At 61.5% G+C, this 14,223-nt stretch carries 16 protein-coding genes; 10 read left to right on the top strand and 6 right to left on the bottom strand.

Features of this window, described 5'->3' with window-relative positions:
• Entirely contained in the window at positions 1-1,179 is a 1,179-nt protein-coding gene (locus ACP15O_RS12215) for an ammonium transporter (protein ID WP_425096381.1), read from the top strand.
• Positions 1,180-1,235: 56 nt separating this feature from the next.
• On the opposite strand, the gene ACP15O_RS12210 is transcribed toward ACP15O_RS12215, so the two are convergent.
• Positions 1,236-1,682 carry a type II toxin-antitoxin system RatA family toxin gene (locus ACP15O_RS12210; protein ID WP_425096380.1) on the bottom strand — a complete coding sequence of 149 codons (447 nt, stop codon included), beginning with the start codon at positions 1,680-1,682 and terminating at the stop codon, positions 1,236-1,238.
• A 72-nt stretch (positions 1,683-1,754) separates the two neighbouring features.
• On the opposite strand from ACP15O_RS12210, the gene hpt reads away from it, so the two are divergent.
• Positions 1,755-2,294 carry a hypoxanthine phosphoribosyltransferase gene (hpt, locus tag ACP15O_RS12205; RefSeq protein ID WP_425096379.1) on the top strand — a complete coding sequence of 180 codons (540 nt, stop codon included), beginning with the start codon at positions 1,755-1,757 and terminating at the stop codon, positions 2,292-2,294.
• Positions 2,294-2,452 (top strand): hypothetical protein, encoded by a 159-nt coding sequence (locus tag ACP15O_RS12200; protein WP_425096378.1) that lies wholly within the window; start codon positions 2,294-2,296, stop codon positions 2,450-2,452. The genes hpt and ACP15O_RS12200 overlap by 1 nt, the downstream gene beginning before the upstream one ends.
• Here ACP15O_RS12200 and ACP15O_RS12195 read toward each other — a convergent pair whose 3' ends face one another.
• Both ACP15O_RS12195 and lipA read right to left on the bottom strand, forming a co-directional pair.
• Complete coding sequence (locus ACP15O_RS12195; protein ID WP_425096377.1) at positions 2,453-2,788, bottom strand: cupin domain-containing protein; 336 nt, start codon at positions 2,786-2,788, stop codon at positions 2,453-2,455.
• Positions 2,788-3,738, bottom strand: coding sequence for a lipoyl synthase (gene lipA, locus ACP15O_RS12190; protein ID WP_425096376.1), 951 nt, complete (start codon positions 3,736-3,738; stop codon positions 2,788-2,790). The genes ACP15O_RS12195 and lipA overlap by 1 nt, the downstream gene beginning before the upstream one ends.
• Positions 3,739-4,028: 290 nt before the next feature.
• On the opposite strand from lipA, the gene ACP15O_RS12185 reads away from it, so the two are divergent.
• Complete coding sequence (locus ACP15O_RS12185) at positions 4,029-4,580, top strand: peroxiredoxin (RefSeq protein ID WP_425096375.1); 552 nt, start codon at positions 4,029-4,031, stop codon at positions 4,578-4,580.
• Between the two features lie 81 nt (positions 4,581-4,661).
• On the opposite strand, the gene ACP15O_RS12180 is transcribed toward ACP15O_RS12185, so the two are convergent.
• Positions 4,662-5,591, bottom strand: a complete 930-nt coding sequence (locus ACP15O_RS12180; protein WP_425096374.1) for a LysR substrate-binding domain-containing protein — start codon at positions 5,589-5,591, stop codon at positions 4,662-4,664.
• Positions 5,592-5,704: 113 nt separating this feature from the next.
• Here ACP15O_RS12180 and ACP15O_RS12175 point away from each other — a divergent pair, with 113 nt between their 5' ends.
• On the top strand, positions 5,705-6,421 hold the full coding sequence (locus ACP15O_RS12175) for a VIT1/CCC1 transporter family protein (protein ID WP_425096373.1): 717 nt from the start codon (positions 5,705-5,707) through the stop codon (positions 6,419-6,421).
• 4 nt (positions 6,422-6,425) lie between these two features.
• Here the strand turns inward: ACP15O_RS12175 and ACP15O_RS12170 are convergent, their stop codons facing one another.
• Complete coding sequence (locus ACP15O_RS12170) at positions 6,426-7,538, bottom strand: DUF6456 domain-containing protein (protein WP_425096372.1); 1,113 nt, start codon at positions 7,536-7,538, stop codon at positions 6,426-6,428.
• Between the two features lie 251 nt (positions 7,539-7,789).
• On the opposite strand from ACP15O_RS12170, the gene ACP15O_RS12165 reads away from it, so the two are divergent.
• Positions 7,790-8,095 carry a DUF6477 family protein gene (locus ACP15O_RS12165; protein ID WP_425096371.1) on the top strand — a complete coding sequence of 102 codons (306 nt, stop codon included), beginning with the start codon at positions 7,790-7,792 and terminating at the stop codon, positions 8,093-8,095.
• 11 nt (positions 8,096-8,106) lie between these two features.
• Here the strand turns inward: ACP15O_RS12165 and ACP15O_RS12160 are convergent, their stop codons facing one another.
• Positions 8,107-9,651 carry a trimethylamine methyltransferase family protein gene (locus ACP15O_RS12160; RefSeq protein ID WP_425096370.1) on the bottom strand — a complete coding sequence of 515 codons (1,545 nt, stop codon included), beginning with the start codon at positions 9,649-9,651 and terminating at the stop codon, positions 8,107-8,109.
• A gap of 255 nt (positions 9,652-9,906) precedes the next feature.
• Between ACP15O_RS12160 and ACP15O_RS12155 the strand changes: the two genes are divergently transcribed.
• The 4 genes from ACP15O_RS12155 to ACP15O_RS12140 all read left to right on the top strand — a co-directional run bounded on the left by ACP15O_RS12155 (position 9,907) and on the right by ACP15O_RS12140 (position 14,194).
• Complete coding sequence (locus tag ACP15O_RS12155; protein ID WP_425096369.1) at positions 9,907-10,590, top strand: outer membrane protein; 684 nt, start codon at positions 9,907-9,909, stop codon at positions 10,588-10,590.
• A 139-nt stretch (positions 10,591-10,729) separates the two neighbouring features.
• Positions 10,730-12,295: a glutamine-hydrolyzing GMP synthase gene (guaA, locus tag ACP15O_RS12150; protein ID WP_425096624.1), complete on the top strand. Its 1,566-nt coding sequence runs from the start codon at positions 10,730-10,732 to the stop codon at positions 12,293-12,295.
• Positions 12,296-12,372: 77 nt separating this feature from the next.
• Entirely contained in the window at positions 12,373-13,239 is an 867-nt protein-coding gene (locus ACP15O_RS12145; RefSeq protein ID WP_425096368.1) for a DMT family transporter, read from the top strand.
• 46 nt (positions 13,240-13,285) lie between these two features.
• Positions 13,286-14,194 (top strand): DMT family transporter, encoded by a 909-nt coding sequence (locus ACP15O_RS12140; RefSeq protein WP_425096367.1) that lies wholly within the window; start codon positions 13,286-13,288, stop codon positions 14,192-14,194.
• Positions 14,195-14,223 lie beyond the last annotated feature (29 nt).

The raw sequence follows: 14,223 nt of genomic DNA, 5'->3' as shown, positions 1-14,223 counted from the left end.
ATGAACGGAGCGGATACCGCCTGGATCATCGTCGCAACGGCTCTGGTGCTGTTCATGACATTGCCGGGTCTGGCGCTGTTTTACGGCGGGCTGGTGCGCGCGCGAAACGTGCTGAGCGTCTTTATGCATGTCTACGCCATCGCCTGCCTGATGAGCGTGCTGTGGTTCGCCGTCGGATACTCGGTGGCCTTTGGGGATGGGGGCGCCTATTGGGGCGGTCTGGGCAAGATGTTCCTGGATGGCATCACGGCGGACACGCTGTCGGGCACCCTGCCCGAGGTACTGTTCTTTGCCTTTCAGATGACCTTTGCCATCATCACGCCTGCGCTGATTGTCGGGGCCTATGTGGAACGGATCGGCTTTGGCTTTGTGCTGCTGTTTTCGGGCCTGTGGATGGTGCTGGTCTATGCGCCCGTCACCCATTGGATCTGGGGCGGCGGGTTCTTGGCCGATGGCGGTATCTTCGGTGAAACCGGCGTGAAGGATTTCGCCGGCGGCATCGTCGTGCACGAGACCGCAGGCATCGCCGCGCTGGTGCTGGCCGTCATGCTGGGCGCACGCAAGAACAAGACCACCCCGCCGCATAACCCCGGCTATGTGATGATCGGCGCGGCGATGCTGTGGGTCGGCTGGTTCGGCTTCAACGGTGGCTCGCAACTGGCGGCCGATGGAGGCGCCGCGATGGCGCTGACCGTGACGCATATTTCAGCGGCCACCGCGTCCCTGACCTGGGCCCTGTGGGAGAAGATCAAATACGGCAAGGCCAGCCTGGTGGGCATCGTCACCGGCACGATTGCCGGCCTGGCCTCGATCACTCCGGCCTCGGGGTTTGTGGGGCCGGTTGAGGCGCTGCTGATCGGCGCCGTTGCCGGTATCCTGTGCCAAGAGGCGGTGAACCTGGTCCGCAACAAGCTGCATATTGACGACACGCTGGATGTGTTCGCGGTGCACGGCGTGGGCGGGATCTTTGGCACCATCATGATCGCGGCCTTTGGGGCCGGATCCTGGGCGGCGCAGCTGGGGGCTCTGGCGATTGTGGGGGCGTTCACGCTGGTGGCCTCGGTGATCATTGCCAAGATCGTCGGCCTGATCACCCCGCTGCGGGTGGATGACGAAACCGAGATCACCGGTCTGGATCTGTCCGCCCATGGTGAGCGCGCCTACGATCACAACTCGTAACCCATTGACCATAAACACCGAAAGGCCGCTCTGTCTGGGCGGCCTTTTGCGTTTCGTCAGGAATACAGCGCGTCTGCGCGGCGCTCGAAGGCGCGGACGATCCGCTGCATTGCCTCGTTGAAAACCACGCCGATGATGCCCTGCAACATGGCGTTGCGGAATTCGAAATCGACGAAGAACTGCACCTCGCAGCCGCCCTCGACATCGGCGAAATCCCAGGACGAGCGCATATGTTTGAACGGCCCATCCAGGTATTCGATCTCCAGCCGCTTTTGCGCCGGGCGCATCACCACGTTCGACCCGAACCGTTCGCGGAACACTTTGAAACTGATCACCAGATCGGCCTGCATCAGGCTGGAACCGTCTGGCTGCTGGGTCACGGACCGCACCCGCGCCGCCGCGCACCACGGCAGGAACTGCGGATACTTCGCCACATCCGCCACCAGATCATACATCTGCTGAGCGCTATAGGGCAGAATGCGGGTTTCGGAATGTGTTGGCATCGGCGCCCTTGTTTTTCGCGTGACAGTGGGGGGCTATTTCGTAGACTGAGCGCAAGAATTCAAGGGGAAGTCATGCCACAGCGTCCTTATGTCATTGATGAGATGATCTCGGCCAAGCAAATCGCCGCCCGGATCGAGGAACTGGCCGGGGAAATCCGCCACGAATTTGCCGATACGGACAAGCTGGTGGTGGTGGGCCTGCTGCGCGGCAGTTTCGTGTTCATCGCCGATCTGGTGCGCGAACTGGACCTGCCGGTTGAGGTGGATTTCCTTGAGGCGTCCTCGTATGGCAATGCCACCGAAAGCTCGCGCGAGGTGCGCATCCTGAAAGACCTGCGCGGCGAAATCGCCGGACGCGATGTGCTGGTGGTCGAGGATATTGTGGACACGGGCTATACGCTGAGCCACGTCAAACACCTGCTGGACGGTCGCCAGCCGCGCAAAATGAAGATCATCGCCCTGCTGGACAAACCCGCCCGCCGCGAGGTGGAGATGCAGGCCGATTGGACGGGCTTCACCATTCCCGATGAATTCGTCGTTGGATATGGCATTGATTTCGCACAAAGAAACCGGAACCTTCCGTTCATCGGCAAGGTGCGGTTCACAGATTGATGTGGTTTCTGCGCATGGCGAAATGGGCGCGGCATCCGCCCTCGGCCAAACGGGTCAGGCTGGTGCTGGGGGTGATCGCCCTGTGTCTGATCCTGGTCGCGATCGAGCGCTGGATCGGCTGGCCCGAGGCCCTGACCGTGCAGAAAATGCGCCCCTGATCAGCGCGTCAGCGGATAACGGTCGCCCTCTTCGAACACATCTATCACCTTGGCGCCGGCTTTGATCCGGGCGCTGTGTTCAACCCCTGCGGGGATGTCATAGCTTTGCCCCACCCGATAGACGCGGGTCTGATCTCCGATTGTCAGCTCGATCTCGCCCTCAATGACCGTGCCCCACTGGCCCAGATGCGAATGCGGCGGCAGCAGGACATCGCGGTGAAAATGGAAAAATGCCACCATCCCATCGTCCGAGCCAAGCGCCCGGATCGTCACATCCTCTTTGGCAAAGGGCGTTTCCAGCCCCGGAAAGCGCTGAATAAAGCCCGGAAAATCCATCACTGCGCGCCCAGTCTGGCCAGCCGGTTTTCCCGCAGGCGGGCGAAATCATCCCCCGCATGATAGGACGAGCGCGTCAGGGGCGTGGCCGAAACCATCAAAAAGCCCTTGCCATAGGCGGCTTTCTCATAGGCGGCGAATTCATCGGGATGCACAAAGCGATCCACGGCGTGGTGCTTGGGCGTGGGTTGCAGGTATTGGCCGATGGTCAGGAAATCAATGTCAGCGGCGCGCATGTCGTCCATGACCTGATGCACGCCTTGTTTGTCCTCGCCCAGGCCCACCATGATGCCGGATTTGGTGAACATGGTCGGATCCAGTTCCTTGACCCGTTGCAACAGACGCAGCGAATGGAAATAGCGCGCGCCGGGGCGGACCTCGGGGTAGAGCCCAGGCACGGTTTCCAGATTGTGGTTAAACACATCCGGCTTGGCCGCCACCACGATTTCCAGCACATCATCCGAACATTTCAGGAAATCGGGCGTCAAAATCTCGATCGTGGTGCCGGGGCTGCGGTGGCGCACGGCGCGGATGGTCTGGGCGAAATGCTCGGCCCCGCCGTCCTCCAGATCGTCACGGTCCACGCTGGTAATCACCACATGGTTCAGCCCCAGTTTCTGCACCGCATCGGCCACGCGGCCCGGCTCAAACGCGTCCAGAGTCTGCGGCTTGCCCGTCGCGATATTGCAGAAGGTGCAGCCGCGGGTGCAGATCTCGCCCATGATCATCATGGTGGCGTGGCCCTGGCTCCAGCATTCGCCGGCATTGGGGCAGCCGGCCTCTTCGCAGACGGTGACCAGCTTGTTTTCGCGCATGATCTTGTGCGTGGCCTTATAGCCGTCCGAAACCGGCGCTTTCACGCGAATCCAGTCGGGCTTTTTCGGCTGAGCATTATCCGGGCGATGCGCCTTTTCGGGGTGCCGTTGCTGGGGGATTTTCAGATCACGCACGTCAGTCATCCTGCTGTTTGGTGCCTCATACTATAGCGCCCCCTTAGGTCAAGTGCCAGTTCCCTGCGCAGGCCCTGCCCGGCCTGTATTCTCGGCGATGCGAACGCACGCTGCACAGCAGAAACTTAATTGTTATATTTCATACGCTTATTTACACATCCCATGGAAATCACGCGTTTTTCCGATATTTGCAGCGCAGAATTTGCGCAAAATGCCCATTGGCAAGACTTTTTGAACCGTTATAAGTTGCCCTCAGATTGACGACTATCCACTCAACAGGAGTTTTTGAAATGCAAGCAGGCGCAAAACTGCCCGAGGTCACCTTCCGCACCCGTGTTCGCGATGAATCGGTGGGCGGCCCGAACCCGTTCCGCTGGCAGGACATGACCACCGCCGATTATTTTGACGGCAAGCGCGTGATCCTGTTCTCGCTGCCCGGCGCGTTCACCCCCACCTGCTCGACTTACCAGCTGCCCGGCTTTGAAAAAATGGCCGCCGAGTTCGCTGAAAAAGGCATCGACGCAATCTACTGCATGTCGGTGAACGACAGCTTCGTGATGAACAAATGGGCGCAGGATCAGGGCCTGGAAAATGTCTCGGTTATCCCTGACGGGTCGGGCGAATTCACCCGCAAGGTCGGGATGCTGGTCGCCAAGGACAACCTGGGCTTTGGGATGCGCTCGTGGCGCTATGCGGCGATCATCAACAACGGTGTCGTCGAAGCCTGGTTCGAAGAGCCCGGCCTGTCCGACAACCACGGCGAAGACCCCTATGGCGAAAGCTCGCCCGAGAACCTGATGAAATACGTGGACGAGAAAAACGCCGCCGTCGCGGCCGAGTAATCCCACACGATTTCAATGAATTGGCCCGCGTCCGAAATGGCGCGGGCTTTTTCATTCGCAGCTTTTCGTCAGTGGTTTTCCTCAGTGTTCGGCCTGGCGGGCAGTCTCGATCAGGCTCTGGCCGGTGACACGCAGGATTTCGGCCAGATCGCTGAACCAGCCATCATCCACGGACGCCGCGCGCCGCACCAGGCCAATCGTCCGCGCGGGTTCGGGCGCGCAGAACCGCAGCAAATGCATATCCGGCGCCGCCTGGCGCTCGGCCAGGGCCGCCATTTCCGGCATCAAAGTCAGCCCGAATCCCGCCGCCACCAGCCGCGTCAGCGTCGCCAAAGAGGACGCGCCCATATTGATCTGCGATTGCCCCTGCGCACGCCCGCAGACCTCAAGCGCCTGGTCGGTCAGGCAATGCCCGTCCTCCAGCAGCAGCAATTGCGCGGGCCGCAATTCCGTCGGGCGCAGGGTTTCGGGATTGCCCAGAGCCGCCAGCTGCGCCTGCGTGCCGGCCAGCAGAAAGCGATCCTCGAACAGAGGTTCCTCGACCATCCCGGCCTCGCCCGTGGGCAGCGCCAGCACCGCGGCATCCAGCGCTCCGCTGTGCAGCGCCTCCAGCAGGCGCAGGGTCTTGCCCTCCTGCACCTGCACGTCCAGCTGAATGTCCCGCATCCGCAGCGATGCCAGCGCACCGGGCAGCAGATAGGGCGCAATCGTCGGAATCACCCCCAGTTTCAGCTCGCCAGAGAGCCCGCCACGCCAGCGCGCCAACTCCTCTAGGTTGCGCATCTGCGCCAGCACGGTCTGCGCCTGCGCCAGCACGCGCCGGCCGAAAGGCGTCAGCAACACGTCGCGCGCCTGCCGCTCCACCACCGCCGCGCCCAGCGTCGTCTCCAGTTCTTTGATCTGCACCGACAAGGCCGGCTGAGAGATATGCACCGCCGCCGCCGCGCGGCCAAAATTCCGGTGCTCGGCCAGGGCCGTGAAATAGGTCAGCTGTCTGAGAGTAATATTCATAGGATTAATTTATCGCTACCCCCCATTTGCGCAAGCCCGACTAATCGCCTGAAATGTCGATTGCAGCCTCGCCCCGGCCCGCTATGCTGCCCCCGCCAGCCGAAGGACCAGCCATGGATCAGCCCGCCCGCCGCTCTCGATTGTCACGCATTCAGGACCATCTGAAACAGATCATCTATGGCGGGAACGATGGGATCGTGACGACGTTTGCCATCGTCGCGGGCTTTGCCGGGGCGAATGCGGAAGGGGTTGCCCAAATCGGGGGGCTGGCGGTGCTGGTGTTCGGGCTGGCCAATCTGTTTGCCGATGCGGTGTCGATGGGATTGGGCGAATATCTGTCCACGCGCTCGGCTCATGATCTGTATCGGACGCGGCGCAGGGCCCGGATCGCGGCAGTCAAAACCCAAACCGAGGCCGAGATTGTTTCGCTTTCGGAAACCTTGGTCGCAAAAGGTCTGCCTCAGCCCGAGGCACAAACCGTCGCCAGAAGCCTTGCTCAAAACCCTAAGATTCTGGCGGAAACGCAGATGATGTATCAGCAAGGAATCCGCCCCCCTGAAAATGACCACCCTGCCCTGAACGGGATGGTCACCTTTTTATCCTTTGTTTTGTTTGGGGGTCTGCCCCTGTTGCCCTATATCCTGCGCGATGCGGACGAGCGCAGCTTTACCCTGTCGGCACTTGCCACCTGCCTGGCGCTGACAGCGCTGGGGGTATTGCGATGGCTGGCCACCGGAGACCGTTTCCGCGTTTCCGTAATGGAAACAGTAGGCGTGGGATTGGTCTGCGCAATTGTGGCCTATCTCGTCGGCTGGCTGGTCGGAGGCTAGCCCCTTAGCCGATCATCTGACCGGCCTGCCCCATCCCTTCGTAATGACGCTTGAGGCGCTGCAAGGCGATCCGCAGGACGATTTTGCCCGACCGGGCCGACCAGCCCATACGTTTCTCGGCGCTTTCCAATCCTTCCAGATAGCAGCAGCATCGCAGCGCGACATCGCCCAATCCGGGCCCCAGATCGCGCAGCGCAGAGGCCACCCGATCACGCGCGCCTGCCGGGCCAGCACTGGGCTCGCTGCGCGCCGACATTGCTTCGCGACCCGTCAGGAAATTGTCCCAGTTCTGAGTCACACTCGGGCCGATCTGCGCCAGTTCGAAATCCTCGCGCAGCCGTTCTCCGACCGCCACCAGATCCTCGCTCAGAAACGGCTGACCGGCCTTATCCCGCCGGCGCGCCAGCAGGGTCAGCGGCGATTCAGGTGCCGAATAGCGGGTCCGCCCCCGCGACGGAGCGAGCGAACGCGCACCGGGGGCAGCGGCAAATCCCGCCTGCGCCTCGGCAAACCCTGGCTGGGCCGAGCTTTCGGCACGCGCCAGCAAACTGGCCAGGCTTGCACGCCCTTCTGCGGTGATCACATAGCGCGAAATCCGCCCCGGTGCCTTGCAGGAAATCCAGTCTTTCAAGGCCATGGCCTGCGCAATTTCGCGGTCCACCACTGCCGTCCGCGTCGTCGTCCCCGAGGCATTGTCACGCACGACGACGGCTTTTTCCATCTCCTGCGCCACGGCCAGAACGGCACCGTTCTCTGTCATTCGACGCAGGATTCGGCAGGCTTCTTTGTGGAACAATTCGGTTTCAACAGGCAGCGGCACAGACTTGGGGGCTGTCATGGTTTCAGGCTCCGTTTCACTGAGGTTTGTCTTTCGCCCAACACGTTGAAAATGCTGGCGTCCCAGGCGGCACAGCGCCTCGTCCACCAGTTGATCTTCGCGTCGGCTTTCCAGTTTTCGGATCTGTCTGAGAACGGTTGACGCATGGCAGCCAGCCTGGCGCGCCAACACCCGGATCGGCAGTCCCGTTTCCGTATGCGCCAAATACCGCAGGGCTGCTTCGGGCACCCACGAAGGGACGGTCGATACAGGATGCTCGGGCAAGAGTGAACGGGACATGTCGGCTCCAATTAGGTCATGTTTTCTGTCCTGGAAATCCACTGAATCTTCCCCAGAGTTACCCCCAGAACAACACGCAACCTAGGGCTGCAAAAGTTACCTGAGAGTTAACAGTTTCCGATTTGGCAATAATAGTTTCCAAAATGTGAACAATTGACCACCGCTCCGGACGGAGAGGCGCGCCCCTGCGCAACACCACCTTTGCGTGTGCCATGCTCTGCCCAGAGCGAAGCCACGGAAAGGACACCGCCATGATGGATTTGTTGAGCCTTCTGAACACCATCCACCGCCCCCGCTTACTGATCAGGGCCGCCCGGTTCGGTGTGGATGATTATCGCCGTTCGGTTCATCTGCGCCGCTTGCTGGGGACAAACGCCCTGCCGCGCAGCGGGCCCGCGCTGGCCCATCTGATGGAAATCGAGGCCGATATGAATGAGATGCGCGCACAGAATGTGGCGGGCTATTCTCCGGCCCGCCACGTCGAGGTTCTGATTGCAATGATGGGCGAGGCGCAGCTGCTGCGCACTGCCTCGCGCCCGCAAAACGCCCCCGTTTAAGGGGCGTCCGCTTAGCTGAATGCGTCGGGTATCGACTCTTTTTTCTGCGCGACGTAACCGGCCAGGGCTTCGGCGATTGCAGGGTCCAGGGCGGGCTGCCGGTAGTCCGCCAACAGTCTGTGAACACGCGCCGAGGCCAGGGTCATCGTATCGCGCGCGCCCTCTTCGGACCAGGTCTCGAAGGGTTTGTAATCAAGCAGATCCGTGCGCCAGAACGCGGTTTTGAAATTCGCCTGCGTATGGGCGCACCCCAGGTAATGCCCCGCCGGCCCCACCTCGCGCAGCGCATCCATCGCCTGGGCGTTTTCATCGACTGACACGCCTTCGGCCATGCGATGCAGGGTGCCCAGCTGATCGGCGTCCATGACGAATTTTTCATACGAGGTGACCAGACCGCCCTCAAGCCAGCCGCAGGCATGAAGCATGAAATTCACACCCGACAAAAGCCCCATATTCAATGAGTTAGCGCTTTCATACCCGGCCTGAGCATCCGGCAGCTTGGAGCCGGTAAAGCCTCCGGAGGACCGATATGGCAGCCCCAGACGGCGGGCGATCTGCCCCACGCCATAGGTCACCTGCGCGGCCTCGGGGGTGCCAAATGTCGGAGCGCCCGAGTTCATATCAATCGAGGTCACAAAGGCCCCCAGAATGACCGGCGCGCCTTGGCGGATCAGCTGAGAATAGGCGACGCCGGCCAGAACCTCGGCCAGAACCTGCGTCAGCGTGCCCGCCACGGACACCGGCGCCATCGCCCCGCCAACGATGAAGGGGCTGATGATACAGGCCTGGTTATTGCGCGCGTAAACCTCCAATGCGCCCATCATCACATCATCGAATGTCAGCGGGGAATTGATGTTGATCAGCGAGGTCATCACCGTGTTCTGCTGCACGAAATCCCTGCCGAACAGGATCTCGCACATCTCAACCGAATCCTGCGCGCGGCTGGGGTCTGTCACCGAGCCCATAAAAGGTTTATCCGAGAGCGTCATATGCGCGTGCAACATGTCCAGATGACGCTTGTTCACCGGCACATCGGTGGGTTCGCACACGGTGCCACCCGAGTGGTGCAGCCATTTGGACATATAGCCCATTTTGACGAAATTGCGGAAATCCTCCATCGTCGCATAGCGGCGGCCACCGGCGGCGTCATGCACGAAGGGCGGGCCATAGACCGGCGCCAACACCAGATTCCGGCCGCCCATCACCACATTGCGCGCGGGATTTCTGGCGTGCTGCGTGAAACTGGACGGGGCCGTTTTGCACAACTCACGAGCGAGCCCCTTGGGGATTCGGACCCGTTCGCCTTCGACCTCGGCCCCGGCATTGCGCCACAGGTCCAGCGCTGCGGGATTATTGACAAAGTTAACGCCGATTTCCGCCAGAACCTGTTCGGCATTGGCCTCGATGATCTCCAGCGCCTCTTCGTTGAGAATCTCTAGGTTGGGGATTTTGCGCTCGATATACTGCGCGGTCTCGAACGAAACCGAACTGCGCTCGGCCCGCCGCGCGGCTCCGCCCCCTGAACGCGCCCTGCGGCGTCCTCTTTGTGCATCCATTTTCAGACACTCCGACTAGTCCTGTTCCCGCAGGTTTTATCCCAGACGCGGCAGGTTTCTTTCGACGCAAGCGGCGCAAAAACGTCAAAAACGACACAAGCCCGCCCTCTCAGGCCCGGAACCCTTCGTTTACTGTGGGGCAGATGTCACATTCGACGCAAAGAATGCGAGCGCAGCTATGCACAATCTTTAGTTAACGCTAAGTTAAGATGCGCGACAGAAGCAAATTAATTGGTAAGAGATTGGGGAATTCCTATGAAACACTTGTTTAGTACGACTGCTTTGATTGCCGCCCTTGGCATGGCGGGCATGGCCAGCGCCGGCGCACTGGAAGAGCCGGCACCGGAACCGCCGGTTGCGGCCCCGGTTGACTGGAGCGGCGCCTATGTCGGCCTGATTGCCTCGTTCAATTCGGGCGATTTCGGCGGCGAATTCGGCGGCGCGGATATCTTTCCCGGCGACGGCTCGGGCGATCTGAGCGGCAACAGCTTTGGCCTGGTACTGGGCTATGACGTCCAGAACGGTCAGTATGTCTATGGCGGCGAATTCAGCTATGCCTCGGCAGATATCACCGGCTCTGAAGACTGTAACAACCCGGCCTTCCAATGCGCCTTCGAGGTCGAGAAAGTCGCCTCGTTGCGTGGCCGTATCGGCTATCTGGTGGCCCCCAAGACGCTGGTCTACGGCACCCTGGGCGTCACCCGCGCCGAGGCCACCGGATTCGTTGACAGCGGCGGTGGCCCGATCGGAGAGGACAACACCATCAACGGTGTGGTCTACGGGATCGGCATGGAAAAAATGATCGGCGAGCGCTCGCGTCTGCGCGCGGCCATCCTGCGTCATGATTTCGATGGCGAGGATTTCCAGACAGACATTCTGTACGAAGACATCGAATCCGCCTTCACCTCGGTTGAATTCGGGTTCACCTTCTCGTTCTAACGAGAAGGTAGCCTTGACGGGCCGCCGCGCGATCCTGCGTGATGCCTGGCGGCCCGCATTTATTGCCCAGCCGGAAAAACGGACAATTCCGCTCCCTTCCCGGCTTGCGCGGCGCGATGCAACGGCCTATTGCACGGGCATGGAAAACATCTCGCACGACCGCCTTCTCATCATCGACTTTGGCAGCCAGGTCACGCAGCTGATTGCGCGGCGCCTGCGCGAGCTAAGCGTCTATTGTGAAATCCACCCCTACCAGAACGTCACCGACGCGTTTCTGGCCGAATTCGCGCCCAAGGCCATTATTTTCTCGGGCGGGCCGGATTCGGTGATGCGCGAGGGCAGCCCCCGCCCGCCGAAATCGGCCTATACGCTGGGCGTGCCAATCCTGGGTATTTGCTATGGTCAGCAGGTGATGATGCATGATCTGGGCGGCCGGGTCGAGGCAGGCGAGCACGCCACCGCCGAATTTGGCCGCGCCTATGTGACGCCCGCCGATGCGCACCCCGATTTCCTGACCGGCTGGTTCCTGGACGGGCAAGAGCAGGTCTGGATGTCCCACGGCGATCACGTGGCTGAAATCGCCCCCGGTTTCCAGGTCTATGGCACCTCGCCCGGTGCGCCCTTCGCGATCACTGCGGATCTGGCGCGCAATTTCTTTGCCGTGCAGTTCCACCCCGAGGTACACCACACGCCCAACGGCGCCACGCTTTATGAAAACTTCGTCAGGCTGGCGGGGTTCGCAGGCGACTGGACCATGGGCGCCTATCGCGAGGAAATGATCGCCAAGATTCGCGAACAGGTCGGCGACAAAAAGGTCATCTGTGCGCTGTCCGGCGGTGTGGATTCGTCCGTGACCGGCATCCTGCTGCACGAGGCCATCGGCGATCAGCTGACCTGCGTTTTCGTGGATCACGGATTGCTGCGCCTGAACGAGGCCGAGCAGGTCGTATCCATGTTCCGCGACAATTATAACCTGAACCTGATCCACGCCGACGAAAGCGATCTGTTCCTGGGCGCGCTGGAGGGTGTTTCCGATCCGGAAACAAAGCGTAAGACAATCGGCAAACTGTTTATCGACGTATTCCAGAAATACGCCGATCAGATCGAAGGGGCCGAGTTCCTGGCCCAAGGCACCCTGTATCCGGACGTGATCGAAAGCGTCAGTTTCAGCGGCGGGCCTTCGGTCACCATCAAATCGCACCACAATGTGGGCGGTCTGCCCGAAAAGATGGGGCTGAAACTGGTCGAACCCCTGCGCGAGCTGTTCAAGGACGAGGTCCGCGCGCTGGGGCATGAACTGGGCCTGCCCGCGTCCTTCATCGGCCGCCATCCCTTCCCCGGTCCGGGCCTGGCGATCCGTTGCCCCGGCGAGATCACCCGCGACAAACTGGAGATCCTGCGCAAGGCCGATGCCGTCTATATCGACCAGATCCGCAAACATGGCCTCTATGATGACATCTGGCAGGCCTTCGCCGCGATCCTGCCGATGCGCACCGTGGGCGTGATGGGCGACGGGCGCACCTATGACTATGCGGTGGCGCTGCGGGCGGTGACCTCGGTCGATGGGATGACCGCCGATTACTATCCGTTCACCCATGAATTCCTGGGCGAGACCTCGACCCGGATCATCAACGAGGTCAAGGGCGTGAACCGTGTCTTCTATGATTGCACCTCGAAACCACCGGGCACGATCGAGCTGGAATAATTCGGGCCCCAGAACGGGCTGGACAGAGGGGGGCGTTTGCCCCCCTTATGCGTTTGGGTGAAAATGGGGAGACAGCCATGCCAGCGGGCACGGATGTTGTGAAGGCTGCATTGTGGATGACGGGGGCGATTGCCTCTTTCACCTCGATGGCTGTTGCGGGCCGCGCGGTCAGTCACCAGTTGGACACGTTCGAGATCATGTCCTACCGCAGCCTGGTCGGCGTGATCATCGTGGTGTTGGTTCTGTTCCTTCGCGGCAAACTGGCCGAGGTCCGCCTGCGCAAACTGCGCCTGCATCTTGTGCGGAACGTCTGCCATTTCGCCGGGCAAAACCTGTGGTTCTTTGCGATCACCGTGATCCCACTGGCGCAGGTCTTTGCGTTGGAGTTCACCTCGCCTCTGTGGGTGGTACTGCTGTCCCCGTTGGTGCTGGGCGAGCGGCTGACGCCCATTCGCGTGCTTTCGGCCGTCATCGGGTTCATCGGCATTCTGATTGTCGCGCGCCCCTCGCCTGAATCGGTGGATATCGGGCAACTGGCCGCGGCCCTGGCGGCTGTCGGCTTTGCCGGAGCGATCCTGACCACACGGAAACTGACACGGACGGAAAACGTGGCTTCGGTGCTGTTTTTCCTGACGACAATGCAGGCTGCCATGGGGCTGATCTGCGCCGGGATTGACGGCGATATTGCCCTGCCCTCGGCGCAAACGGCGCCCTGGCTGGTGCTGATCGGTGCCGCTGGGCTGCTGGCGCATTTTTGCCTGACCACAGCGCTGAGCCTGGCGCCCGCCACCGTGGTGGTGCCGATAGATTTCACCCGGCTGCCGCTGATCGCGGTGATCGGGATGCTGTTTTATAACGAGCCGCTGGATCTGTTCGTGCTGCTGGGCGCTCTGGTGATCTTTGGCGGCAACTATCTGAATATCTGGTCAGAAACGCGTGATTAAGCATCTTTCGGATTGGCCCTGGCGCTGCGCTATCTAAATTCGGATCATGAGCCAGATTCAAAAAACCATTCCCCCCCGCGCCTGGGCCGAGCTAAGCCTGCTGGCGCTGATCTGGGGCGCCTCGTTCATGACCACCGCGCTGATCCTGCGCGATGTCAGCCCTTTGTGGCTGGTGGCCTTTCGCATCACCGGGGCGGCCGCATTGCTGTGGGTCTATGTGCTGTGGCGCGGTATTCGGGTGCCGCGCACAGCCGCGATCTGGGGGGGCTTTCTGGTGATGGGGCTGATGAATAACGCCCTGCCCTTTACGCTGATCACCTGGGGGCAGCAGCATATCTCGTCCGGGCTTGCGGCGATTCTGAATGCGCTGACGGCGGTGCTGGGGGTGCTTGTGGCCTCGGTTCTGTTCGCCGATGAACGGCTGAGCGCGCGCAAGGCCGCCGGTGTGGCCCTGGGTTTTGCCGGAGCGGCGGTGATCATCGGCCCCGCCGCGCTGAGCCAGCTGAACCTGGCCTCGCTGGGGCAACTGGCGTTGCTGGGCTCTTCGCTGTCCTATGCGCTGGCGGGGGCCTGGGGGCGCAAAACCCTGTCGGGGCAATCGCCCGCGATGGCCGCCACCGGGATGCTGACCTGCGCCGCGCTGATCATGATCCCCCTTGCCCTCAGCACCGAGGGCGCGCCCCCCCTGCCCCAGGCCCCGCTGACCTGGGCCGCGCTTGGCTATCTGTCGCTGATTGCGACGGCCAGTGCCTATCTGCTGTATTACCGGGTGCTGTCCATGGCGGGGGCGGGCAATCTGCTGCTGGTAACGCTGATGGTGGCCCCTTGTGCGATTTTGCTGGGCGCTTTGGTGCTGGACGAAACGCTGCCCCTGCGCGCCTACGGAGGGTTCGCGCTGCTGGCGGCGGGGCTGATCACCATCGACGGCCGCCTGCTGCGGCGCAATAGGATTTGACCGCCCCCGCCAGCCCCGCTAGGACTGCT

This window comes from Youngimonas ophiurae (nom. illeg.), from assembly GCF_049803795.1.
Taxonomy (GTDB): Bacteria; Pseudomonadota; Alphaproteobacteria; order Rhodobacterales; family Rhodobacteraceae; genus Thalassobius.
Note: the sequence above shows the minus strand (reverse complement) of the source record. Positions and strands in the feature narration are given on the sequence as shown.

What these genes read in the sequence shown, in the direction of transcription:
- ACP15O_RS12180 (WP_425096374.1), bottom strand. Translation starts at nt 5,591, where the DNA reads ATGAATATTACTCTCAGACAGCTGACCTATTTCACGGCCCTGGCCGAG.
- guaA (WP_425096624.1), top strand. Translation starts at nt 10,730, where the DNA reads ATGGAAAACATCTCGCACGACCGCCTTCTCATCATCGACTTTGGCAGC.
- ACP15O_RS12145 (WP_425096368.1), top strand. Translation starts at nt 12,373, where the DNA reads ATGCCAGCGGGCACGGATGTTGTGAAGGCTGCATTGTGGATGACGGGG.
- ACP15O_RS12170 (WP_425096372.1), bottom strand. Translation starts at nt 7,538, where the DNA reads ATGTCCCGTTCACTCTTGCCCGAGCATCCTGTATCGACCGTCCCTTCG.
- ACP15O_RS12165 (WP_425096371.1), top strand. Translation starts at nt 7,790, where the DNA reads ATGATGGATTTGTTGAGCCTTCTGAACACCATCCACCGCCCCCGCTTA.
- ACP15O_RS12175 (WP_425096373.1), top strand. Translation starts at nt 5,705, where the DNA reads ATGGATCAGCCCGCCCGCCGCTCTCGATTGTCACGCATTCAGGACCAT.
- ACP15O_RS12215 (WP_425096381.1), top strand. Translation starts at nt 1, where the DNA reads ATGAACGGAGCGGATACCGCCTGGATCATCGTCGCAACGGCTCTGGTG.
- ACP15O_RS12140 (WP_425096367.1), top strand. Translation starts at nt 13,286, where the DNA reads ATGAGCCAGATTCAAAAAACCATTCCCCCCCGCGCCTGGGCCGAGCTA.
- ACP15O_RS12160 (WP_425096370.1), bottom strand. Translation starts at nt 9,651, where the DNA reads ATGGATGCACAAAGAGGACGCCGCAGGGCGCGTTCAGGGGGCGGAGCC.
- ACP15O_RS12185 (WP_425096375.1), top strand. Translation starts at nt 4,029, where the DNA reads ATGCAAGCAGGCGCAAAACTGCCCGAGGTCACCTTCCGCACCCGTGTT.
- hpt (WP_425096379.1), top strand. Translation starts at nt 1,755, where the DNA reads ATGCCACAGCGTCCTTATGTCATTGATGAGATGATCTCGGCCAAGCAA.
- ACP15O_RS12210 (WP_425096380.1), bottom strand. Translation starts at nt 1,682, where the DNA reads ATGCCAACACATTCCGAAACCCGCATTCTGCCCTATAGCGCTCAGCAG.
- ACP15O_RS12200 (WP_425096378.1), top strand. Translation starts at nt 2,294, where the DNA reads ATGTGGTTTCTGCGCATGGCGAAATGGGCGCGGCATCCGCCCTCGGCC.
- ACP15O_RS12155 (WP_425096369.1), top strand. Translation starts at nt 9,907, where the DNA reads ATGAAACACTTGTTTAGTACGACTGCTTTGATTGCCGCCCTTGGCATG.
- ACP15O_RS12195 (WP_425096377.1), bottom strand. Translation starts at nt 2,788, where the DNA reads ATGGATTTTCCGGGCTTTATTCAGCGCTTTCCGGGGCTGGAAACGCCC.